General features: G+C 28.9%; 21 protein-coding genes, 4 tRNA genes and 1 other RNA gene. 16 read left to right on the plus strand and 10 right to left on the minus strand.

All coding sequences use genetic code 11. From position 1 onward, the window contains the following. Window positions 1-56 precede the first annotated feature (56 nt). A complete protein-coding gene (gene fbaA, locus bcCo53_RS02205; protein ID WP_025408074.1) occupies window positions 57-1136 on the plus strand; it encodes a class II fructose-bisphosphate aldolase in 1080 nt (359 codons plus the stop codon). Between the two features lie 229 nt (window positions 1137-1365). Next, complete coding sequence (locus tag bcCo53_RS02210) at window positions 1366-1776, plus strand: Hsp20/alpha crystallin family protein (RefSeq protein WP_025408075.1); 411 nt, start codon at window positions 1366-1368, stop codon at window positions 1774-1776. A 36-nt stretch (window positions 1777-1812) separates the two neighbouring features. On the opposite strand, the gene aspS is transcribed toward bcCo53_RS02210, so the two are convergent. The 7 genes from aspS to bcCo53_RS02245 are packed head-to-tail and all read right to left on the minus strand — an operon-like array spanning window position 1813 to window position 8649. Further along, entirely contained in the window at window positions 1813-3576 is a 1764-nt protein-coding gene (aspS, locus tag bcCo53_RS02215; protein WP_025408076.1) for an aspartate--tRNA ligase, read from the minus strand. Window positions 3577-3579: 3 nt separating this feature from the next. Beyond that, a complete protein-coding gene (locus bcCo53_RS02220; protein WP_241766560.1) occupies window positions 3580-5655 on the minus strand; it encodes a cation:proton antiporter domain-containing protein in 2076 nt (691 codons plus the stop codon). Between the two features lie 41 nt (window positions 5656-5696). Next, the gene (locus bcCo53_RS02225) at window positions 5697-5978 is read right to left on the minus strand and encodes an HPr family phosphocarrier protein (protein WP_025408078.1); all 282 of its coding nucleotides are present in this window, start codon (window positions 5976-5978) and stop codon (window positions 5697-5699) included. Window positions 5979-5992: 14 nt separating this feature from the next. After that, window positions 5993-6289, minus strand: coding sequence for an HPF/RaiA family ribosome-associated protein (locus bcCo53_RS02230; RefSeq protein WP_025408079.1), 297 nt, complete (start codon window positions 6287-6289; stop codon window positions 5993-5995). Further along, the gene (gene rpoN / locus bcCo53_RS02235; protein ID WP_025408080.1) at window positions 6279-7535 is read right to left on the minus strand and encodes an RNA polymerase factor sigma-54; all 1257 of its coding nucleotides are present in this window, start codon (window positions 7533-7535) and stop codon (window positions 6279-6281) included. The genes bcCo53_RS02230 and rpoN overlap by 11 nt, the downstream gene beginning before the upstream one ends. 2 nt (window positions 7536-7537) lie before the next feature. Further along, complete coding sequence (locus tag bcCo53_RS02240; RefSeq protein ID WP_025408081.1) at window positions 7538-8068, minus strand: chromate transporter; 531 nt, start codon at window positions 8066-8068, stop codon at window positions 7538-7540. Further along, entirely contained in the window at window positions 8065-8649 is a 585-nt protein-coding gene (locus bcCo53_RS02245) for a chromate transporter (protein WP_028328333.1), read from the minus strand. The genes bcCo53_RS02240 and bcCo53_RS02245 overlap by 4 nt, the downstream gene beginning before the upstream one ends. A 171-nt stretch (window positions 8650-8820) precedes the next feature. Between bcCo53_RS02245 and bcCo53_RS02250 the strand changes: the two genes are divergently transcribed. Then, the gene (locus tag bcCo53_RS02250) at window positions 8821-9678 is read left to right on the plus strand and encodes a mechanosensitive ion channel family protein (protein WP_025408082.1); all 858 of its coding nucleotides are present in this window, start codon (window positions 8821-8823) and stop codon (window positions 9676-9678) included. Here the strand turns inward: bcCo53_RS02250 and bcCo53_RS02255 are convergent. Beyond that, window positions 9675-10826 carry a glycosyltransferase gene (locus tag bcCo53_RS02255; protein ID WP_028328332.1) on the minus strand — a complete coding sequence of 384 codons (1152 nt, stop codon included), beginning with the start codon at window positions 10824-10826 and terminating at the stop codon, window positions 9675-9677. The genes bcCo53_RS02250 and bcCo53_RS02255 overlap by 4 nt on opposite strands. 59 nt (window positions 10827-10885) lie before the next feature. On the opposite strand from bcCo53_RS02255, the gene holA reads away from it, so the two are divergent. After that, on the plus strand, window positions 10886-11869 hold the full coding sequence (gene holA / locus bcCo53_RS02260; RefSeq protein WP_028328331.1) for a DNA polymerase III subunit delta: 984 nt from the start codon (window positions 10886-10888) through the stop codon (window positions 11867-11869). 193 nt (window positions 11870-12062) lie between these two features. Here the strand turns inward: holA and uvrC are convergent, their stop codons facing one another. Next, window positions 12063-13871 (minus strand): excinuclease ABC subunit UvrC, encoded by a 1809-nt coding sequence (uvrC, locus tag bcCo53_RS02265; protein ID WP_025408083.1) that lies wholly within the window; start codon window positions 13869-13871, stop codon window positions 12063-12065. Window positions 13872-13989: 118 nt separating this feature from the next. Here uvrC and bcCo53_RS02270 point away from each other — a divergent pair, with 118 nt between their 5' ends. The 4 genes from bcCo53_RS02270 (at window position 13990) to bcCo53_RS02285 (ending at window position 17119) form a co-directional block, all read left to right on the plus strand. Beyond that, entirely contained in the window at window positions 13990-15510 is a 1521-nt protein-coding gene (locus bcCo53_RS02270; protein ID WP_025408084.1) for a fibronectin type III domain-containing protein, read from the plus strand. Then, window positions 15503-16810, plus strand: coding sequence for a tetratricopeptide repeat protein (locus bcCo53_RS02275; protein WP_025408085.1), 1308 nt, complete (start codon window positions 15503-15505; stop codon window positions 16808-16810). The genes bcCo53_RS02270 and bcCo53_RS02275 overlap by 8 nt, the downstream gene beginning before the upstream one ends. Before the next feature lie 66 nt (window positions 16811-16876). Next, window positions 16877-16966 (plus strand) — tRNA-Ser (locus bcCo53_RS02280). A gap of 67 nt (window positions 16967-17033) precedes the next feature. Further along, window positions 17034-17119: transfer RNA gene (locus bcCo53_RS02285), tRNA-Ser, on the plus strand. A gap of 8 nt (window positions 17120-17127) precedes the next feature. On the opposite strand, the gene bcCo53_RS02290 is transcribed toward bcCo53_RS02285, so the two are convergent. Beyond that, on the minus strand, window positions 17128-17835 hold the full coding sequence (locus tag bcCo53_RS02290; protein ID WP_025408086.1) for a DUF3298 domain-containing protein: 708 nt from the start codon (window positions 17833-17835) through the stop codon (window positions 17128-17130). A 127-nt stretch (window positions 17836-17962) separates the two neighbouring features. On the opposite strand from bcCo53_RS02290, the gene bcCo53_RS02295 reads away from it, so the two are divergent. The 8 genes from bcCo53_RS02295 to bcCo53_RS02330 all read left to right on the plus strand — a co-directional run bounded on the left by bcCo53_RS02295 (window position 17963) and on the right by bcCo53_RS02330 (window position 22427). Beyond that, window positions 17963-18036, plus strand: a tRNA-Arg gene (locus tag bcCo53_RS02295). A 15-nt stretch (window positions 18037-18051) separates the two neighbouring features. Further along, window positions 18052-18138 (plus strand) — tRNA-Ser (locus tag bcCo53_RS02300). Between the two features lie 3 nt (window positions 18139-18141). Continuing rightward, an RNA gene (gene ffs / locus bcCo53_RS02305) (signal recognition particle sRNA small type) lies at window positions 18142-18237 on the plus strand. 63 nt (window positions 18238-18300) lie between these two features. Then, the gene (dnaX, locus tag bcCo53_RS02310; RefSeq protein ID WP_025408087.1) at window positions 18301-19950 is read left to right on the plus strand and encodes a DNA polymerase III subunit gamma/tau; all 1650 of its coding nucleotides are present in this window, start codon (window positions 18301-18303) and stop codon (window positions 19948-19950) included. A 3-nt stretch (window positions 19951-19953) separates the two neighbouring features. Further along, entirely contained in the window at window positions 19954-20253 is a 300-nt protein-coding gene (locus tag bcCo53_RS02315; RefSeq protein WP_025408088.1) for a YbaB/EbfC family nucleoid-associated protein, read from the plus strand. 3 nt (window positions 20254-20256) lie between these two features. After that, complete coding sequence (gene recR, locus bcCo53_RS02320) at window positions 20257-20841, plus strand: recombination mediator RecR (protein ID WP_025408089.1); 585 nt, start codon at window positions 20257-20259, stop codon at window positions 20839-20841. A 250-nt stretch (window positions 20842-21091) separates the two neighbouring features. After that, on the plus strand, window positions 21092-21601 hold the full coding sequence (locus tag bcCo53_RS02325; protein ID WP_025408090.1) for a nucleoside-diphosphate kinase: 510 nt from the start codon (window positions 21092-21094) through the stop codon (window positions 21599-21601). Further along, a complete protein-coding gene (locus tag bcCo53_RS02330; protein WP_241766538.1) occupies window positions 21576-22427 on the plus strand; it encodes a DNA adenine methylase in 852 nt (283 codons plus the stop codon). The genes bcCo53_RS02325 and bcCo53_RS02330 overlap by 26 nt, the downstream gene beginning before the upstream one ends. The last annotated feature ends 127 nt before the right edge of the window (window positions 22428-22554 follow it).

The following is a 22554-nucleotide window of genomic DNA, read 5'->3' on the forward strand; positions in this document are numbered from 1 at the left end:
AGGTTTAAGGTATATAATGAAATATATGTCAATTTATGAGGAAGGAGGTATTATAGGTGGGTGTGTTAGATAAGATTAAGCCTGGAGTGGTTTATGGTAAGGAACTACATACTTTATATGAAATATGTAAGAGTGAAGGATTTGCAATTCCTGCGATTAATTGTGTGGGTACAAATTCAATTAATGCTGTTTTGGAAGCAGCAAAAGAAATCAATTCTCCTATTATGATACAGTTTTCAAATAGTGGTTCTGCTTTTGTTTGTGGTAAGGGGCTTAAGGTTGAAAAACCTCAAGGAACTTCTATACTTGGGGCCATTTCTGGTGCTATGCATGTTCATTTACTAGCAGAATATTATGGAGTGCCTGTTGTCCTTCATACAGACCACTGTGCAAAAAAATTAATTCCTTGGGTTGAGGGACTTTTAGAGTATGGGGAGAAGTATTATCAGGAGCATAAACGACCTTTGTTTTCCTCACATATGTTAGATTTATCTGAAGAACCAATTAAAGAGAATATTGAGATATCAAAAAAATTCTTAGAGAGAATGTCCAAGATTGAAATGTTTTTAGAAATTGAACTTGGAATTACTGGTGGAGAGGAAGACGGTGTTGATAATTCAGATAGGGCACATCATGAGTTATTTTCAACTCCTGAAGATATTTACTATGGTTATTCTGAACTTATGAAAGTTAGTCCTAATTTCCAAATTGCAGCAGCTTTTGGAAATGTTCATGGGGTCTATAAACCAGGTAATGTGCAACTTACTCCTAAAGTGTTAAGAGATGGGCAGAGTTATATTGTTTCAAAGACTAATTCAAGTAATCCAAAGCCAGTTTCATATGTGTTTCATGGAGGTTCTGGATCTACTCTAGAAGAAATTCATGAAGCGCTCTCTTATGGTGTTGTTAAGATGAACATTGATACAGATACTCAGTGGGCTGCTTGGGAAGGTATATTGAATTATTATAAAAAAAATGAGAATAGATTACAAGGGCAGCTTGGAGATGGTAGTGATGCTGATGTTCCAAATAAAAAGTTTTATGATCCAAGGGTGTGGCTTAGAGAATCTGAGATTAGCATGAAGGAACGTGTAAAACTTGCTTGCAAAAACCTTAATAATATTAATAGAAATTGAGATAAGTGTAGATTGTAAATTTGATTTTGTCGTCTATAAAGACGACTTTTTTTTATTTTTGTGTATTTATTATACATAAATATATTACTTATTAAGTCCAATGTTCCATTTCTTCTCATTATAATGATTTTTTCGATTTGTTTGTCTTAAGACTTAAATTTATTGAAATTGCAAGTTTGGTATAGTTTTTGCATGATACTTTATATGAAGTAAAAAAAAGGAGGTTTATATGTTGTTAACCAACTATAAGAGAAGTTTTCTAGATTTTTTAAATGATGACTTTGACCTTATGACCCCTAGAGGTATTCAAGATGTTCCTGTGAATATTAAAGATGAGGGCAAGTCATTCACTCTTGAAGCTTATTTGCCAGGCATAAAAAAGGAAGATATATCAATTTCAGTTAAAAATGATTATTTGACAATAAGTTATGAGAGTAAGGATGAAACGGAAGAGCAAAATGATAAGTATTTAAGGGTAGAGAGAAAAGATATCTCTTTTTCAAGAAGTTTTAGATTATCTGGGAATATTGATCAAAGTAAAATCAAGTCAGAACTTAAAGATGGTGTTTTGTTTGTTAAACTTCCTAAAAAACCGGAAGTTATTGAAAAAACTCAAGAGAAAAAGATTGCAATTGAATAATTTTTATAATTTATCATTAAGGATGCCATGGCATCCTTAATTTTTATAATCTTCATCTTCGATTTTTAAATTTAGTTCTCTTAGTTGTTCATTTGAAATTTTAGAAGGAGATTTGTCAAGTGGGCTTGCTGCGAATGAGTTTTTGGGGAAAAGTATTACATCTTTTATTGAATTTGAGTGTGTCATTAGCATTAAGAGCCTATCAATGCCAATGGCTATTCCACCGTGAATAGGGGCTCCATATTCTAATGCTTTTAAAAAGAAACCAAATCTCTCTTCTACTATTGTGTCTTTAAATCCTACTATATTAAAAATTCTTTGTTGAAGTTCTTTTGTGTGTACTCTGATTGAGCCTGAACCAAGTTCCATGCCATTTAATACAAGATCATAAACTTCGCCTAGAACTTTATTTGGATTGCTCTCTAAAGTATCGATATATATTTGTTTGGGAAGTGAAAACATATGATGTGCTGCTTTATAGTTTTTTGTATCTTCATCGTACTCAAACAAAGGAAAATCATAGATCCATAAGAATTCAAATATATTCTTGTTTATTAGATTAAGTTCAGTTGCAATCTTAATTCTAACTTGTCCCATGATTTTGCAAGCATTTTCCCATGAATCAGCTATAAAAAATATTATATCGTTGTTTGTAAGTGAGTAAGTGTTAATTAAAGTTTGTTTTATTTCATTTAAAAATTTAGCAATGCCTCCTGAAAATTCATTATTTTCTAATTTTGAAAAATAAAGATTACACTTCTTGTAAATTTTGGCATGTTCTTCTATATTGTTAATCTTGCTTCTTGAAAAGTTATGAGCTTGATTTTTTATGATAAGTGCTTTTATTGTTCCTTTATTTTGTAATGTATCTTTAAACGCATTAAATGAGGATTGCTTGAGATGTTTGCTCATATCTTGTATTAATAATTCATATCTAGTATCTGGTTTATCGCTTCCATATGTATTCATTGCATAGTGATAAGTCATTCTTTTGAATTTTTTTGGTAAACTAATATTTAGTGCATTTTTGAAAATGGTGTAAATGAGATTTTCTATTAATTTAAATATGTTTTCTTTCTTTATGAAGCTCATTTCAAGGTCAAGTTGTGTGAATTCCGGTTGTCTGTCACCTCTTGAGTCTTCATCTCTGTAGCATCTAGCTATTTGAAAGTATTTATCAAGTCCAGCTATCATTGTAAGTTGCTTATATATTTGTGGTGATTGTGGTAGTGCGTAAAAGTGTCCTTTATGTATTCTTGATGGAACAAGAAAATCTCTTGCACCTTCTGGAGTTGATTTGACAAATGTTGGGGTTTCTAATTCTAAGAAATCTTTTTTTATTAAATAATTTCTAATTATGTGTATTACCTTGCTTCTTAGTATTATTTTTTGTTTTTGTTCTTCACGTCTTAAATCTAAATATCTATATTCAAGTTTTGCATTTTCATTTGCATTATTATTATCTTCAATCATAAAGGGCAATTCATTGCATTTTGAGATTATATCTATATTCTCTGCAACTATTTCAAATGCTCCTGTTCTCATTTCTTTGTTTTCAAGCTTTGAAGGTCTTCGTTCTAATGTTCCTTGGACTTTAATGCAGTATTCCATCTTTATTTGAGAAGTTATCTTTAAAAGTTTATCATCACTTATAAGCACCTGTGTTTCATCGTATCTGTCTCTAAGATTAATAAAGGTCATTTTTCCATGATGTCTTATTTTTTTGACCCAGGCATTTATTTCTATCCTTTGGTTTACAAGTTTATCGTTTATTTGATTGCATCTGATGGTTTTAAACATAGTTTATCCTACTATTATATTATAAATTTCTTTATCAGTTTTAGCTTTAAGCATTGCCTTTTTATTAGAATCAACTTTCCCCACAATAGATGCTAAAATACGTGGATAATTAACATACTCTTTTGCTGGGTATAGTATTAATATAAATATATGACTTAAGTTTTTATCAATAGCATTAAAGTCAATTCCGTTATGACTGATGCCAATGGCAATGTGCATTTTCTGAATTAAATTGGTCTTTAAATGAGGGATTGCAAATCCTTCTTTAAGGGCTGTAGTTATGAGTTTTTCTCTTTCCATTAAGTCTTGTAATATTACCTCTTTATTGATTTCAACTTTTATTACACTTAGTAATTCTCTTAAGACTTCAATTTTATTTTTTGCTTTCAATTCAAAAATAATATTTTCCTTTTTAATCCTCTTATTTAAGGCGATGTTGCTGCGTATTTTATCATAATTTATTGAATAGTCTAATTTTTGTGCTTTTACAGAGACATGTTTCACTTCTTCAGTTATTTTCTCTAAGTTTAAAATAGTTTCTCTAAACAAATCTTGTATGACGATTAGATGTTTGTTTGGACATTCAAATGTAATTTTGCTTCCTTCTCGTTTTATTGATAATGAAATATCATTGCATCTTGCGTTTATGTATTGTGAAAAGTCATTTTTTATTTGTTGAGTGAAAAATCCCTCGTTTCTTAGTTCATTTTTTAAATCCCATACAAGTATTTTTGTTAAGTTGTCATATTTAAATGATGCTGTAATTTGAGTGTTTTGTTCTGTTTTAATTTCTTTTTTTAAGCCATTTTTATTTATTTGAAATAACATATTTATTATGGGTGTTGCAATAATTGTTGGCAGGAAAACTATAATTATTGTTATTCCAAATATTTTTTGACTTATAAAGTCAGAAGATAGTGCTACATTTGCAATAATTAATGATATCTCGCCTCTTGGAATCATTCCAAAAGCTATTCTTAGTGCACCTAGTTTATTAAAGCCTAAAAAACATGATGGAATGAAACAATATACGAGTTTTGTTGCTATGGCTATGAAGCTAAGCATAGTTCCAAGTGTTAAGACTTCTTTTGATAGTATTACATTAATGTCTGCCATAAGTCCTATTGATGTAAAAAATATTGGTATAAAAAACCTTTCAAATATTGTTAGTTTGTCTTGAATTACACATACAATATCTGTTTTTGACATGGCAAGTCCAAATATATAAGCTCCAATTACAAAGGACATTCCTAGGTTTTGGAAAAAACTTGCAACAATAAAGGTGAGAGTAATGGTTATGACGGTTGCTAATGTGACACTATTAAAGCTTTTTAGTAATTTTGAAATTGGTTCTGATAATAAGATTAATATAAATGTTAGGAAAAACCAAATTAATATGTTCTTAAGTGTTTCAGTAATTGAGATTGTAATATCAAGATCTGAGAGTGATCTTGATATAGTTATGACACTTGTAAGCATAATCATTGAGAGGACATCATCAATTATTGAAGTTGATATTATTGTCACCCCTTCTGATGTACTCATTTTTTTCTTAGCTGAGAGTATGCTTGCGGCAATTCCTGCAGAAGAAGGTGTTGCAATAATTCCTATAAAAAGAGCTGTAGGACTAATGAATTGTACATCAAACAGAATGGTAGATATTAGTGCGAAACTTGTGAAAGTACCAATGACTTCTGTTATCCCTATTAATCCTCCACGTGGTAAAAATTTAAGGAATAATTTTAAATCTGTTTCAAGTCCTGCCATAAAAAGTAGGATTATGGAGGCTATTGTTGATATTGCAAATATTTCTTCATTGATTAGGTAATTCTCACCAGCACTAATGATTCCTGATGGAAATAATAAAGGCATTTTGATCTTACCAAGAAATGTTGGACTTAGTAGTATGCCCGCTGTTATTTGTCCTATTACTTTTGGGATTCCGAATTTGCCTGCTAAGTTACCAAGTAGATTGGCTGATATTACAATAATTGCTAGACTCATTATGAATGAAGAAATTTTGGCATCGATATTATGACCTGTGTCTTTCATATAGTCTACCGTTCCGAATGAAAGCATAGGGTTTATAATAAATAATATTGTGTATACAATTTTGTTGTTCATTCTCTAATCTCTTTTTTAAAGTTTGACTTTAATAGTTTTGATAGTTTATCAATTATTTCAGTTTCTTTTTTGCCCTGTGTGATAATTTTTATTTTTTCTTTGTATATAATCCCAAGTATCATAATTTCAACTGTATATTTAGCATCAGCTTCTTTTCCATCTTCTGTCATTAATTTTACATTACAAGTAGGATATTTGCTTGCAATGTCTGCAATCATGATGGAGGGTCTTGAATGGAATCCTTCTTTGTTATTGATCTCAATTGTTATTGTTTGCATTTAATTGTACTTGTTTATTTTATTGTATCTTTTTTATTTTTTTCCTTGTTTGCTGTATTTTGCAGTCTTTCTATTAAACGTTCTATTAAAGCATATAATTCTTTGCCCTTTTCTGTGATGTGTATTATTTTTCCCCAGTTAAAGTGAAGATGAGCATCTATATCGAAAATATCATTTTCTTTCTTTATCGTAATTTTGAGACTTTCTGAATTTTGTGTAATATGTGTCCCAAGTTTTTCTAATTTTTTTGCAATAAAATCCTTTGTACTATTGCTTAAATGATAGTTAATGGCTTGTATTTTAGGGTCCATAAATTTCTCCTTTAGATTTTAATTCATTTCTATATTTATTTACCGTTCTTCTTGAAATAGTGATTCCTTTAGATTTTAGTATAGCAGAAATTTGGTTATCTACTATATTTTTATTTTGTTCTAGTATTCCCTTTATTACTAACTTAATGCTTAATTTTGAAAATTCATTTGTCTTAGCACCACCAACTGAATTAAATAGTTTTCTAATTGAGATTATGCCCCAGTTGAATTTTAAATATTTATTTTTTATTGTTCTTGATATACTTGATTTTGATAGATTAATTCTTTCAGCTATATCAGCTAATTTCATTGGTCTTAAGCTCTTAAAGCCTCTTCGTAAAAATTCTTTTTGCAATGTATATATTGCGATTCCTATTTTAGCTAGTGTTTCGTCTCTGTATCTTAAAGATTCAATTAGCCATTTTGCTTGTTTATATTTTTTTGTGTCTTTAACCTTTTGTTTTTTAACTTCTTTTTTGAAAATATTGACTTCTTTGATTTTTAACTTTAGTTTGTTATCTTTACTTATAACAATGATGTCTGGTTCAATATAGTCATTTATATTATCTTTGTCTTTAAATTCAGATGTGGGATTAGGGTTAAGCCTTAGTTTAATTGTGTCAAGAGCGTCATTTAATTCTTGGGTGCTTAGGTTAAGTTCTTTTTTTAGTTTGTCTTGAGTTTTTTCAAGCAAGTCTGCTCTTTCAAGGATTTTAATTATATTGGTATCTAATTTATAATATTTTGCTTGTAGTATTAATGATTCTATGATGTTAGGTGTACAAATTCCTATTGGATCAAATTGTTGAATTAGTTTGATCATTTTAGTTACCTGAGGCCAATCTTCTTTTTTGAAGAAGTCATAAGGGTTGAGTATATAAAATCCTTTGCTATTTAGATTATTGATTATGATTTCTCCTATGTTGATCTCAGCGTTGCTAAGTCTTTGAATTCGTAGCTGTAGTAATAGATGTTCTTTAAGAGAAAGTTTGGGTGATGTTTCAGATAGTGCAATCTCGTATTGGGTTGTATTACTATCATTTTCGTTGTAAAAAAATTTTCTAAATTTATAAGTTTTTATTGTTTCAAAAAATATTTTATTTGAGTCTATTTGCAGGTATTCATTATTTTCAATTTCATCTAATATAATTTTTGTTAATTCTTGTTTATCAAGACTTAGCATTTTGATTGCATTAATTTGCATTATTTGTAATTTTTGTGTTAGTTTTAAGTTTTGTTTAAGCATTTTTACACAACAATATATAGTATTCCGCTAGATATGATTAGTATTGCAGGAGTGATGTTTTTATAGAGTAATAGAACAATTAAGTTTAATCCTGCAAGCGCTAAACTTTTTGAAAGTTCTATATTGTTATAGCTTATTTTTAAGAATATGCTTTCAAATAGAACCACTGTAGTCATTATCCATAGTGCTATAATTATGGGTCTTAGGTTTTGAAGGTAGTAATTTAAGAAGTTTATTTTATGTAGTGTTGTTATAAGGGTAATAATTAATATTGGTGCAGTTATTAAAGCTATTGTGGCAATTATTGCGCCGCTAATTCCAGCTACTTTGGTTCCAACATATGTTGCTATATTGGTAGCAATAGGTCCAGGAGTAATTCTAGATATTGTAATAACATTAACAAATTCTTCTTTTGTTAACCATCCCTTATTAGCGATAATTTCTTTATTGATTATCGTTGTAATTCCGTTTCCTCCACCGAAATTTAGAATTCCTATTTTGAAAAATGTAATGAATAAATTTATTAAATTCAAATCTGTACCTTTTTTTTTAAAAAATTTTTCTTTACTTTATATGTTACAAAACATATTGGTAAAAATGTTAGTAATATATATGATATGTCTATATGAAATTTATATAGTGTGTATGTTGTTAGTAAGCATATTGTCCATTTTGTTATTGATTTTTTTAACATTTTTTTTGAGAATTCAAATATGATCGTTGACATTATTATTGTTGATGATATTTTTGCACCTTCAAAAAATTTTTGAGCATAAATGTTATTTGGATTTAGGTTTGCATAAAGGGCTATTATTGTGATTACCACTATGGATGGTAAGATTCCAGCTATAGTTAATATAATTGCACCTTTAAATCCTTTAAGTTCTTTGCCCATTAAAAATGCAAAGTTGATTGCTGTTACGCCGGGAACCACATTTGATTTTGCAAAGATCTCATTGAAATCTTTATCAGATATTAACTTTTTTTTATTGACTATTGTTTTTCTAAGTTCAGATATTATTAATAATCCCCCACCAATTGTAATTGTGGTTGTCTTTAACATAAGATAGAATAATTTTAATAATTCATATGATGTTTCTTTTGTTTTATTCATGCATTCCTTATCCTAATTTTAAATAGTGTAAGGTTTGAGTTACATTGTATCATAGTGATTGTGTAATGTTTATTAGTATAGGTTTTTTGTATATTAATTTTTTGCTTTATTGATGGGTCTTGTAAAGATTGTATTTTTCTATTATTTTTTATACTATAACCGTGGTGCTCTATGAATGACCAATTAAATGTATTTAAAGAAATATTTGTTTTTCAGAATTATCTTAATAAGATTTTTGAAACGATAGTGGCTTATGGATTAAAACTTTTAGTAGCGTTGGCAGTATGGTCCATTTTAAGGTTTTTTGTAAAAAAAGCGGGTAATCTTTTCTTTAAAGCTTTTGAAAAATCTAGATTGGAAACCAAATTAGATTCTACTGTGCTTAATTTTTTTAAATCATTTTTTAAGGTGATGACAGATATGGTATTAATCCTGATGGTATTGCCTTATCTTGGTGTGCCTACAGCTTCTATCTTTGCTGTATTTGGATCTTTAGGTCTTGCAGTTGGTCTTGCTGCTCAAGGGATTTTATCTAACTTTGTGAGTGGGTTTGTTGTGTTAAATTCCAATTTTTTTAAAATTGGTGATTACATTAGTTGTGATGATGTTGAGGGAGGAGTAATTGATATTCATATATTTTTTACTACTCTTAAGACTGTAGATGGTAAGATCATTAAGATTCCAAATAGTAAGTTTACAAATGTATCGGTTACTAATTTTTCTGCAAATCCTGAGAGAAGAATTGAATTTAGTTTTCAAGTTCCTTATGAGACAGACATTAGTCTTCTTAAGAGTAAGATAGAAAATTTGGCATTTTCATTTAATAAGGAAAGGTATGGTGTTAATGAACCTAATGTTATTGTAAAGGAATATACTCCTTATTATGTAGTAATGCAGGTGAGATGTTTTGTAAAGACTGAGTTTTTTTGGGATTTTCAATATTTCATATCAGAAAATATTAAAGACATTTTAAATGATATGGGAATAAAATTTCCCATTCATATTATGAGTTTTAGTAAATTGCATTAATATTTTTGGTTTTTAATGATTTCAGAATAATACTGTTCAATTTTTTCTACAAAAAATGAGCTTGAAAATATCTTAGATATCTTTTCTGTATTTTTTTTTAAAGTTTGTAATTTTTCATCGTTTTTTATTGTTTCTATCATGTATTTGTATATACTCTCATAATTGTCTATTAAGAATCCATTTTTTCCTTGCTGGATTACATCTTTATATATTATGTCGTTAGTAAGTACAGCAGGTATTCCGGCAGTTAATGCTTCAATTGTTGTCATTGGATATACTTCGCTTTTTGATAGACTTGTAAATACATCAGATATTTTATAATAGTAATACATCTCTTCCCATGGGATTGTTCCAATGAGTATTATTTGTTTTTCAAGTCCATGTTTCTTTCTAAAGTGTTTGACCTTAGCTTCTTCTTTGCCCTTTCCTATGAGAATGAGTTTATAATTTTTGTTTTCAATGAGGAGTTGTTTTAAATGTTCTATTAGTAAGCATATATTTTTTTCTTTATTTATTCTTCCAACAAATATTATGATTTTATCATTTTTGCTTATTCCATGTTTGTTTAAAATTTCTTGTCTTTTTTCTTGACTTAGTTCTTTTATGAAAAGTTTTCTATCCACTCCATTTGGGATTATTTTGTAGTCAGCGTTGTTTGCAAGATGAAAATATTTGTCACGTGACTTAACTGATGGATAAATGAAATGATGGATTTGGTCATAAAATTTTTTCATTATTTTATCTGGGTTAGTGAAGTATTTAAGAATTCCTAAGTAATGCAGGTAATAATCCCACATTGTATGGTTTGTATGAACAATTGGAATGTTGTATTGTAGGGCTAACTTTTTACCGATTTTTCCCATAGTAAATTCTGAATGCGTATGAATTATTTCAGGTTTATATTCTTGTATTATCTTTTTTATTTTGGCCTTATTTGGGAATGCTATTTTTGCATCTAATCTGTGGTTCAATTGTATTGAGAAGCATCTGTAGATATTGTCTTCTTTTGGATCTGATCTTTGAGATTGTGGGCAGAAGATATAAACGTTATGACCTTTTCTTATAAATTCTTCTTTGATTTGTTTTATGGATGTCGCTACTCCATTTTTGTCTGGAAGGTATGTATCTGTAAATATTGCAATTTTCATATTTTATCCTAATGATTGAAGTATAACATATTTGTTATTTGAATTATAATATTATTTAAATGCAAGAAATTTATTTACTCCTAGGCAAGGAACAGGGATTAAAAGAGTCATATTTAAATGATATTCTTAGCAAGTTAAATGTTGATGGTATATGTGTTACTAAGTTTTTTATGTCAGAATTATCATCAATAGAGCTTTCTGAGAGGCTTTTGACCAATTCTTTTTTTGCTAAAGGGGAAGTTTTTATTATTTATGAGGCTGAAAATTTAAAAAACAAAAAGGATTTAGAGTTAATTTACAGTACACTATTAAAGTCTTTAAATAAAATTATTATTTTTATTTCTAATGAAAACTCGATTAGTTTTGATCCTAAAGGTTCTGTGAATTTAGTTAAGAAAACTTTTTATGAGCTATCTGATGCTGATAAGTTTTTGTTTGTAAAAAAAAACTTTTTCAAACTTGGTATTAAAATTACAGATAAAGCCATAAATTTAATGCTTTTTATGTTGGGTTCAGATACTAAAATTTTGCAGTTTTATATAAACTCTTTTGCTCTGGTGAGCAAAAATAAAGCCATTAATGAGCATGATGTAAATTCTTGGATTAGTTTTATGCGTCTTGAGAATTCTTTTTCCTTGTTTGATTCAATTTTAAAAAAAAATATGGAGTGTGCTTTAGTTAAAGCCAAATCCATTCTGGAACAAGGAGAAGATTTGATTAATATTTTAATGAGTCTTATTTGGCAATTCAAAAAATTTTTAAAGGTAAAAATGGATTGTGAAAATTCACACGACATTTCATCTGTCTTTAAAAAGCATAAAATATTTGTTTCACTTGAAAATACTTATAAGATAGGACTTAAAAATTACTCGATTTTTGATATCAGATTTATTTTAATGATTTTACATAAGTTTGATTTATATGCAAGACTTTATGGTAAGAGTATGTATTTGAATTTATCATATTTTATGATATTCAGTTTATTCACTCAGGATGATACGATTCTTAATAGTTTTTCTTTTAAATTTAAGTGTAGTTTTTAGAATATTTACATTCTTTTAAGTTAAAGAATGTAATAATAGTTTTATATGAAATGCATTTAAATGCAACATTATTAATGTGTTATGATGATTTATGTGTTAAATCATTTTTTTACAAAATTTTTGGATTTGGAATAAAGATTGCTTAATTTTATAATTTGTTTTTCGTTGTACGTAGTGTATATGTAATGCTGGATCAATGCTCTATAGAATGTACATTTTTTAAATTCTGTTCTTCTGAGAACTTTTTTATTTTTCTAGCCATTTTAATATTTGTTTTCATCTTTGTAGCGATTTCATTTTCGTTTAAGGGCAATGTGTCTTTGTATGTTCCAAGGGTTTTTAAAATATTTTTGGCCCTTTGTTTTCCAATTCCTTCTATTTTGCTGTAATTCAATTCTATCTTTTCTCGTAATTTTCTATTAAAGCTATTGGCTCGTCTGTGAGCTTCATCTCGAACATTTTGTAATACCTTGAGAGCAGAATTGCCTTTTGCAAGTTTAATGCCTTGAGTTTTATTTGGCAAAAATATTATTTCTTCTTTTTTTGCCAATGCACAAATAGTAATTTTATCTTCCAGTTTCAATCCTTTTAAAATGGAATAAGCACTACTTAACTGACCTTTTCCCCCATCTATTAAGATTAAATTGGGCAATTCTAATTGTTCATTAATGAGCGATGTATATCGCCTTGATATAACTTCTTTTATTGCCTTAAAGTCATCAATCTCACCATTACTTAATGAGTTAATTTTATAAACTCTATATCCATCTTTAAAAGGTTTGCCCATTTTAAAAGTAACGAGCGATGCTACTGTTTTATATCCATTAAGATGGGCAATGTCAAATCCCTCAATTATTTTTGGTAGTTCTGTCATTTCAAGAATGGTTTTTAAGTCTTCTATCGCTCTCTTTTTTTCGTTATCATATGTCATTAATGCGATTTTTGCATTAGAAATCGCCATTTCTATTATCTTTATAGTATCTTTAGTTGTTTCGCAGATTATTTCGGTTTTTGTATTCTTAAGTTCATTTATTAGTTTCGTGATATTTTCAGTTTCAATTTTTTTAAAAGTATATATTTTATCAGGTACTATCATATTCAGAGATGTATAGTATTGTGTTATAAATTCTGATATTAGTTCATCCTCTTCATATATGCTTTCATCAAAATTTATGTCTTTTTCTACTAATTTCCCGTCTTTGTATTTAAGTATTACAATTACATTGATGCTGTCGGTTTTATGAATGTATACATAGTCTGTACTAAGTTTATTTATTTTTGTAATTATTTGTGTTTGACTTATCTCAATTAATGATTTTCTAGTTTCTTTTAACTTTATTGCTGCTTCAAAATTTTCCTTTTTAATTGCTTCTTTCATTTTTATTTCAATGTCATTTAAAAGGTTAGATATATTGCCATTTAATATATGTCTTATTTTGTTTACTTCTTTTTTGTATTGTCTTTCTAGATCGTCTCTATAACATACTCCAAGACATTGACCCATGTGAAAATAAAGACAGGGGGTTTTGGATTTTTTTTTGCATTTTCTATTTTTAAATGTTCTGTTAATAAGTTCTAGTACTAAATCTAAGTTTTTTGCGTTAACATATGGACCGAAATATTCACTTCCGTCATTTATTATTTTCCTAGTTTTAAAGATTCTTGGGTATTTTTCACAAGTTATTCTTATCATAGGATACCCTTTATCATCTTTTAACTTGATATTATAGTCCGGTTTGTGTTCTTTAATTAGGTTGCATTCTAAGAGTAAAGCTTCATATTCACTATTTGTGGTAATTACTTCTATATTTGCTACATTTTTCATTAATATTTTTGTTTTGCGACTATTTCTTTCTAGGAAGTAGTTTTTTACCCTTGCTCTTAAATTTTTTGCTTTTCCAATGTATAGTATCTTGTCGTCTTGTGAGTACATCTTGTAACAACCACTTGTTGTTGGGAATTCTTGTGCTTTTTGGTATAGGCTGTTTAAATATTCTCTCATGTTGCGTCTATTATAGTTTTTAAGTAATCATTTTTATTTTTATGATATAATATTATATCATATTTAAATCGTTGTATATTTTTGATTCTTTGTATGTTGAAAAAGATAAAGGTCTGTGATGAGATTGGTTTTTATATTTGCTCTAGTTTGTTTATGTATTTCTAATATTTGTTCTCAGGAACTTAAGTTGATTCTTGATGCTAAAGATGGGTTTAAATTTATTCAGGAATCTCATAATATTCGTTTTAAAAGAGGTGATAGAGGTATTCTTGGGATTTGTTTGGATAGATATAAAGGCGTTTTGGATTCTAATAATATTGATTTTAGATTAGAAATAGAAGAAAAAGACAATGTTGTTAAGGATGCTGCTTTAAATTATTTTGTTGATTCAAATAATGCAAAGATTGCAAATTCTTTTCATAATATTGCGGGTAATTCTTTAATTTTTTATTCAGGTAGAAATACTATTAAGCTTAAACCATTAACAAAAAAGGCTTTCTTTTATTCAGGAAATGTAATTTCTGATTTTACTATTCAGTTTTGGGCGTATCGTTCTACTTCTATTACAGGGGAAGTTATTGTAAGTTGGAAGGGCTATAAGAATATTAAGGGTGCGTGGCTAGATCAGGCCATTAAGTTGGAAAGTGAGGGTGGAAATTTCGTTTGGAATTTCAATAATGTGTTTTTAAATGGTGATGGCAAACCTGTTAAGGTTAAGCTTAAGAGTGATGATGATTTTATTCCAAAAGAGTGGCATTTACATACTGTGAGGTATAGGCAAAGAGATGGATTACTGGAATATTTAATAGATTCTAAACCCCAAGCTATAGAGTATGTTACTTTTGATAAGAGAGAAGGTGCTGGCTATTTGTTAAATATTGGCAATTTTATTGATTTTACATTGGGACAGTATTTTACAGGGGCTATTGAAAATTTTGAAATTCATAAAAGTTTTGAAGAAGTGCACAATGCTTTTTTTTCAAGAGATAATGGATATATTATTACAGAGCCGGTTAAACTATCTAAAGATTATTCTCAAATTTTGTCTATTGAATTTGATGCTCTGAAACCAAAAGATACAGATATTTTTTATTATTATAGATTGGATAATAAAGTGTTTTATGGAGCAGATAAAAATGGAGAGATAAAGAGGAATTTAAAAGGAGAGTGGATTCATTTTGATCCTAAAAATGCATTTCCTAAATTTGATGTATCAAAATATATTCAAATTAAAGTTGAATTTTATCCAAGCGGTGATCCTTTAGACGCGCCAACTCTTTATGGTATGACTATTACTTACATACCTGAGGCTGCCCCTTTTCCCCCTCTAGTGACAAAAGCCATGCCAGGTTCTGGTGAGATATTGCTTGAATGGTTTCCAGTTATTAGTAGTAATGTTGGTGGTTATTATATTTATATTGGTGTTAGTCCTGGTAATTATCATGGTAGGTCTGGCGATAATTTGATCTCTCCTATTGATGTTGGTAATCAAACTTTTTTTAGAATTACAGGGCTTGAGAATGGAAGACTTTATTATATTAGTGTTGCCTCTTATAATTTAGACAAGAGTGTGAATGAAGCATCTTTTTCAAAAGAGATTTCTGTAAGACCTATGGAGTTTTTTAAGCAATATGAATGATATTAATTTTGAAAAAGCTTTAGATCTTTATAAGAAGGGTGATTATAATAATGCGCTTTTAAATTTAGATGTTTTTGATGATAGTTTTGATGCTCTATCTCTTAAGTCTTTAATTTATTTTAAACTAAAAGATTATAAGGCCCTTCTATATGTATTAGATACTTATCCGATTTTAAGTGAGTATAGTTTTTTAATTAAACTTTTGCATTATGGTAAGTTTGAGAATCAGGAAGGTGAGTTGAGTTATTTTCAAAACTATAATCTTGGTGTTTTTGCTTTTGGACTTAAGAATTATGAAAAATCTTTGAGTTATTTTTTAGAGTCTAGCAGACAACGGCCCAGCCTGATTCAAGCTATTAATAATTCTGCTATTTTGCTTGAGATATTGGATAGAAGAGATGAAGCTAGCCAAATGATTAATAAAGCTATTGAGATAGATAAAAATAATGCCCTTGTTAAATTGAATGCTTGGTTTTTAGAAAATAATTGTGTATTTAAGAGTGCGAAACTATTGAAATTAGATGATAGCTTTTCAGAGGCCAATCTTTCTCTTGTTGTTAATTATTTAATATATTACCTTTATTCTATTGGAGAGATAAGTAATGCAATTAAACTGTCTGAAAATTTTTTAACAGATTCGAATTATTCTAAATATATTTGGCATAATAGAGCAACTATTTTGCATAAAATAGGTAATATGACGCAAGCTACTAAATCTTATGTAAAAGCTATTTTAAGTTTTCCTAATATTTATACAATATATAATATGCATATTGCTACAATAGAGCTTTTAAATTTTTCTCCTAAAGGCTCTATTGATAGAATGTTGCTAGATTATCCTAATATGGATTTAGTTTATTTTTATGCGTTTTTATTTTTTTTAAGGAATCGTGAGCTTGAAAATGCTCATTTTTATATGAAAAAACTTTGTGAAATTAGACCAGATACTTATTCTGAGTTTTTAATGCTGCTTGAATCCAGGGAAGATATTTTGATTGAAGAGTTGTTAGACGAGTTTGCAGTTGTGTTAAAGGGTAAGTGGGTATTGGAATATTTTTTCTTTATTGACAATTCCTTGGATTTAAAAGAGCCTGTTTTTGTATTTGATTATGATACTAGACTTTGCCCATATATTTGGAAAATTAAAGATGAGCATATTGAACTTAGAGCTAGCAACAATGAGGTGGAAATTACTAAAAAAATTTTTTCAGATGAGCTTACGCAAATTAAACTAGATGTTGCAATTAAAGAAATCAAGGAGTTAATTGAAGCTTATAGGGATTTTAGGATCAATTATTAGGATTGAAGGTTATTTTTTGTTGACAATGTAGTGACTCTAATATACTATTTATTAGTATGACTGCAAGGAGAGATGCCAGAGTGGCCGAATGGGGCTTCCTGCTAAGAAGTTGTCCTTTTAAAAAGGGGACCATGGGTTCGAATCCCATTCTCTCCGTAAGAGTTTTTGTTAAGAGGTTGTCTTGACAAAGATTTCTTTAGTTTATTAGTATAATAATAGTTTGGGAGAGGTGGCAGAGTGGTTTAATGCTACGGTCTTGAAAACCGTCGTAGGTGTATCCTACCGTGAGTTCGAATCTCACCCTCTCCGTACCCTGTTTATTGAGAGCAACTTGGGCAATCGGTTTCAGTGTTATTATCAATTGGGAATGTAAATTCAACTTTTCCACTGGCTCGTTCACGTATTACTAGTGGGTCATAAAAGATTACCACGTTATTGTTTTTAAAGTAGTATTTATATTGCTTGAAAGCTTCTTCAAATTCTTTTTCAAATTTAGATTTATCGTCGGCATAAATACTGAATTTCCTAAATTCTGTCTCTACTTGTGATCTTAATACTTGCGTTAAAGATTCCAATTGATCTTTTGAAATTATGTCTGAGATTTTGATTTTTTCTTTCCCTCTTAGATTGATTGGGTAGTATATTGTCAGTCCATTTGCATCATGTTTGTCTGTTGTGTATTGACTGTATAGAATTGATGTTATTTTAAGTTCTGGGCTTTTGAATACTTCAAAGTCAGAATAATAAAAGAATTCATAATTGTCTTGTTTTGATTGTTTTGTTTTCGGTAATTCAATTTTATCAGTTTTCCAGTATTGTATAAGCTTTTCAAAGTCAAGCTCTAGGCCTTCTATGGTAGGAATTTTGGCATCTATATGGAAAATATCATTATCTTTATTAGTGGTTGTTTCTTTGATAATTTTTGTTTCAATATTAATTTCAGGACTTTCTGTTTTATTTGAATTTTTTGTACATGATATTATTAAAAATAATATTGTTATCATGATTGTAAGTTTAATCTTCATTTATTGCTCCTTTTTAGATATGAATTAGTGCTTTAATTTGTAAAAGTATTTTTGATTATTTATTATAAATCTGATTTTATTGTAATAAATAATAATTTTTATTACAATAAAAGGTACATGTTTGTTTGTGCCCATAGCTCAGCTGGATAGAGCATTAGATTGCGGTTCTGAAGGTCAGAGGTTCAAATCCTCTTGGGCACGGAAGTCGTTGGTCTTGGAGAGATGGCCGAGTGGCTTAAGGCGCACGCTTGGAAAGCGTGTATACATGAAAGTGTATCATGGGTTCGAATCCCATTTTCTCCGATTCCTAGGACCCGCACTATTGGGTGTTGCCTAATCCCGCCAGGACTGGAAAGTAGCAGCGGTAAGTGATTACTCAGTGAGTGCGTACGTCTTAGGATAATTTTTGATTTTATAACAATTTAAGGTTTAATTGATATTTTTGTTGGTGCATGGGGAGATGGGATGATATCTGTAAGAGGTACTGCCATTAAGAGGCGTCCTAGAGATTTTAATTCTCTTGAGGGACAAGATTTTGTTGTTGAAACCTTAAAACATTCAATAGAAAGTAATAAGATAGCAAATGCTTATATATTTTCAGGACCACGAGGAGTTGGAAAAACTTCTTCCGCAAGGGCTTTTGCACGCTGTTTAAACTGTAAGATAGGGCCAACAATTATGCCTTGTGGTATATGTTTCAGTTGTAAATCTATTGATAATGATAATAAACTTGATATTATTGAAATTGATGGTGCTTCAAATACCTCTGTTCAAGATATTAGACAAATTAAAGAAGAGATAATGTTTCCTCCCGCCAGTTCTAGGTACAGGATTTATATTGTTGATGAAGTACATATGCTTTCAAATTCTGCTTTCAATGCTCTTTTAAAAACTATTGAAGAACCTCCCAGTTATATTGTTTTTATTTTTGCTACAACAGAGGTACATAAGCTTCCAGATACAATAAAAAGCAGATGCCAACATTTTAATTTTAGACTTTTACCTTTGGATAAAATTTATGCGATGTTAAAGCATGTTTGTCTTGAAGACGATATTAAATATGAGGATGAGGCTTTAAAATGGATTGCCTATAAGAGTGGTGGGAGTGTAAGGGATGCTTATACTCTTTTTGATCAAGTTGTGTCATTAAGTAATTCTAATATACAATTTGATCAAATCAGATCTAAGATGGGATTGACTAGTGATGAATTTTTAGAAAAATTGGCACTAAACATTCTTAATGATGATTTAAAGGAATTACTTTGTGTTTTAGAAGCTGTTTTTTTAACCGGGATCTCATGTGAGCAATTTATTCTTGATGCAATTGAATTTTTTAGAGAGATATTATTTCTAAAATTAGATATTAAGAATCCTATGTTTATTGGTATTAAATCCGATGCTCTACGAGAAAAATTATTAAGTTTTGACTTAAAGCATGTTGAGAGAAGTATTAGTATACTACTTGAAGCTTATAGAGATTTGCAGTTTTCAGTGAATCCTAAATATGAACTTGAGATTAATTTTATTAAGATACTTAGACTTAAAGATTACGTACCTAATAATATTTTAGTTAAGCAGATTCAAGATATTGAGACTAAGATATTTGATGAGATTAGTTTTAATGTGCATGAAGTTGATTTAGGTATTGATTTAAAACCAGGATCAGACAGTATTTCTTCAGCAGAACCAGTACAACTAGGTGTAAATAAAATTGAGACTGCATTAAATAGTAGGGCTGACTCTACACATCTTGGCTTTGATGGTGGCGGGGATATTGATGAGATTTTTATAGAGACAAAAGATAATTTTGATAAGCTCGATGATAATGATAAAATTAAAGAAAGTTTTATTTATTTAGTATCTAAGTATGTTCAGACTTTAGTTTATTCAGGAGAAGTTTTAATTGAGAATGGTGTTCTTTATTATAAAATTTTTAGTGGGTTTGAGTATAATCAGTTACAAGCTTATCAGAATGAAATAAGGGCTGAATTTTGTAAGGAATTTCCCAATTTAAATGTTATATTTCAGAAACAGTTTAAGGATAATGATGATGAGTTTAATAGAGAGGTACTAAATGTCAAAAACATTTTTGGAGCAAGTGAGGTGAAGGAATAAGATATGGCAGTAAATCCATTAGATTTTTTAAAAAATATGTCAGGTTTTAAAGATAATATTGATAATATTAAAAAAGAAGTATCGCAAATTGTTGTTTGTGGCAAAGTTGGAAGTGATGTTGTTGTTGTTGAGATGAATGGGGAGTTTATTGTTAAGAGCGTTACAATTAAGGAAGAATTTTTTAGTGATTTAGATAATGATGCTCTTGAGCACATGTTAAAAGCAGCTTTTAATGATGCTATTTCTAAGGTTAAAGAAGAAATAAAATCAAAAACAATGGGTTCTCTTCCATTTGGGATTTGAGATTTGATTATACAAGATTTAATTGTTTTAGTTTCTAAATTGCCAGGTATAGGGAAAAAGACAGCAACAAGGATGGTTTATGATATTCTATATAATGGTGAGGCTTATGCAAGAAATTTGGGGCGAATTTTAAGCATTCTCCATTCTAGTGTAAGAAAATGTAAAAATTGTTATAGCCTTTCTGAGGGAGAATTTTGTGATATTTGTATAGATTTAAATAGAAATAAAGATATAATTTGTGTTGTTGAAATGCCTCAAGATTTAGAGGTTATTGAGTCTACTGGAGAGTATGATGGATTTTATTTTATGCTGCATGGCCATCTTGATCCTTTAAAAAACATTGGTCCAGATAGGTTAAATCTTGATAAATTAGAAGGTTTTGTTAGGTCGCTTGGGGCTCAGGAAGTGATTATCGCTACAGAATTTAGCATTGAAGGCGATGTGACTGCAAATTATATTAGTGATATTTTAAAGAACTTAGATATTAATGTTACAAGAATAGCCTCTGGACTTCCTGCTGGAAGTAGCATTAGTAATGCAGATAAAATTACTACTCTTAGAGCTTTGCGTTTAAGACTTAAGATGTGAGCTGTAGAAGTATTTATTTTTTTATTTTTTAAAAAAATTGTTTCAAGTGATTTTTTTATTATTCAATTATTAGTTTTAATTTTTAGTTTTGGTGGATTTAAAGCTTAATTAATTACATATTAAGATATTTAATGTATTTATTGCTATGTTTTTTTAAAATTCTTTGTTTTTTGAAATTGATGTTTATAAAGTCAATAAGTTATGTCTTATAATTAACTTGAATTGTATTGAAAACATTGGGAGGTTTTTTATGTCTACTTTAATACAAAGAACGTTATGTATTATTAAACCTGATGGGGTTAGAAGGGGTTTGATTGGCAATGTAATTTCTAGATTTGAGAGAACGGGATTAAAAATTGTAGCTGCTAAGATGATGTTAATTAATAGAGAAATGGCCGAGGCACATTATTTATATGATGATATTGCTGTAAGGCATAGTGAGTGTGTTTGGAAATCTTTGATTAATTTTATAATAAGTTCTCCAATTTTTGTTTTTGTTGTTGAAGGTGTTGAAGTTGTTGAGGTTGTTAGAAAATTTTGTGGTTCTACAGAACCAAAGATGGCTTTGCCTGGGACAATAAGAGGTGATTTTGCTTATCATAGTTTTAAATATGCAAATGAGAAGGAGTTTCCAGTTTATAATGTAATTCATGCCTCTGCTAGTGTTGTTGATGCTCTTCGTGAAATACCCCTTTGGTTTAAAGAAGATGAAATTTTAACTTATAAAAGGGACGATGAGTTTGAACATTATTATGCTTAATATTAGTATGAACATTGCAATACGTCCTATTTTGAAATGGGCTGGTGGTAAGAAAAATTTATTGAAGTCTATTTTAAGTAATATTCCTCATGCTTTTAATAATTATATCGAGCCTTTTGTAGGAGGAGGAGCATTATTTTTTGCTTTGAACTTAAGAAATTCCATTATTAATGATATAAATTTTCATTTGATTAATTTTTATAGGGAAATTGCTCATAATTTAGATAATTTTTTATTAGAAATTGAAAAATATAATAATACTCCTTTAACTAAGGAGTATTATGTTTATATTAGGAATAGTTTTAATAACGAGGATTTGACTAATTTACAAAAGGCATGTATTTTTCTTTATTTGAATAAAACTTGTTATAACGGTCTTTATAGGGAAAATAGTAATGGGATATTTAATACTCCTTTTGGTAAATATAAAAAGATTAGTCTTTACGAAGTGAAGAATTTACAATTGGCGTCTAAGCTTTTAAGGGAGGTTAAGGTTTTAAATCTAGATTTTTTTTGTTTACTTGATTTTATAAAGAAAGATGATTTTGTATATCTTGATCCGCCTTATATACCTCGTTCAAAAACAAGTAATTTTACAAATTATAGTAAATATGGATTTGATTTTGAAATGCATAAAAAATTACTACATTTTTGCAATAAAATAGATACAAAAGGAGCTAAGTTTTTGCTTTCAAATTCTAATACCGATTCTAGTCTTGAGCTATATAAAAATTATCATGTTATTTTTGTTGATTCTAAAAGATTTATTAACTCAAATCCAATGAAGCGTAGTAGTATAAAAGAAATTTTAGTGAAAAATTTTTAGTAGTATTGCATAATTGTTATACTTTGTGTGGAGACCCGTAAAGATGAGTTTTTTTAATAAAATCAGGGCTTTTATATGTTATAAGTAACTTATATTTTAAAAGTTTGAGATTTGGCAGGTGTGCGTA

The organism is Borrelia coriaceae, from assembly GCF_023035295.1.
GTDB classification, from domain to species: Bacteria; Spirochaetota; Spirochaetia; order Borreliales; family Borreliaceae; genus Borrelia; species Borrelia coriaceae.

Excerpts from the sequence above, each read along its gene's own strand:
- bcCo53_RS02210 (WP_025408075.1), top strand. The coding sequence starts at position 1,366 with ATGTTGTTAACCAACTATAAGAGAAGTTTTCTAGATTTTTTAAATGAT.
- aspS (WP_025408076.1), bottom strand. The coding sequence starts at position 3,576 with ATGTTTAAAACCATCAGATGCAATCAAATAAACGATAAACTTGTAAAC.
- bcCo53_RS02220 (WP_241766560.1), bottom strand. The coding sequence starts at position 5,655 with ATGCTTTCATTCGGAACGGTAGACTATATGAAAGACACAGGTCATAAT.
- bcCo53_RS02225 (WP_025408078.1), bottom strand. The coding sequence starts at position 5,978 with ATGCAAACAATAACAATTGAGATCAATAACAAAGAAGGATTCCATTCA.
- bcCo53_RS02230 (WP_025408079.1), bottom strand. The coding sequence starts at position 6,289 with ATGGACCCTAAAATACAAGCCATTAACTATCATTTAAGCAATAGTACA.
- rpoN (WP_025408080.1), bottom strand. The coding sequence starts at position 7,535 with ATGCTTAAACAAAACTTAAAACTAACACAAAAATTACAAATAATGCAA.
- bcCo53_RS02245 (WP_028328333.1), bottom strand. The coding sequence starts at position 8,649 with ATGAATAAAACAAAAGAAACATCATATGAATTATTAAAATTATTCTAT.
- bcCo53_RS02250 (WP_025408082.1), top strand. The coding sequence starts at position 8,821 with ATGAATGACCAATTAAATGTATTTAAAGAAATATTTGTTTTTCAGAAT.
- bcCo53_RS02255 (WP_028328332.1), bottom strand. The coding sequence starts at position 10,826 with ATGAAAATTGCAATATTTACAGATACATACCTTCCAGACAAAAATGGA.
- holA (WP_028328331.1), top strand. The coding sequence starts at position 10,886 with ATGCAAGAAATTTATTTACTCCTAGGCAAGGAACAGGGATTAAAAGAG.
- uvrC (WP_025408083.1), bottom strand. The coding sequence starts at position 13,871 with ATGAGAGAATATTTAAACAGCCTATACCAAAAAGCACAAGAATTCCCA.
- bcCo53_RS02270 (WP_025408084.1), top strand. The coding sequence starts at position 13,990 with ATGAGATTGGTTTTTATATTTGCTCTAGTTTGTTTATGTATTTCTAAT.
- bcCo53_RS02275 (WP_025408085.1), top strand. The coding sequence starts at position 15,503 with ATGAATGATATTAATTTTGAAAAAGCTTTAGATCTTTATAAGAAGGGT.
- bcCo53_RS02290 (WP_025408086.1), bottom strand. The coding sequence starts at position 17,835 with ATGAAGATTAAACTTACAATCATGATAACAATATTATTTTTAATAATA.
- dnaX (WP_025408087.1), top strand. The coding sequence starts at position 18,301 with ATGATATCTGTAAGAGGTACTGCCATTAAGAGGCGTCCTAGAGATTTT.
- bcCo53_RS02315 (WP_025408088.1), top strand. The coding sequence starts at position 19,954 with ATGGCAGTAAATCCATTAGATTTTTTAAAAAATATGTCAGGTTTTAAA.
- bcCo53_RS02325 (WP_025408090.1), top strand. The coding sequence starts at position 21,092 with ATGTCTACTTTAATACAAAGAACGTTATGTATTATTAAACCTGATGGG.
- bcCo53_RS02330 (WP_241766538.1), top strand. The coding sequence starts at position 21,576 with ATGAGTTTGAACATTATTATGCTTAATATTAGTATGAACATTGCAATA.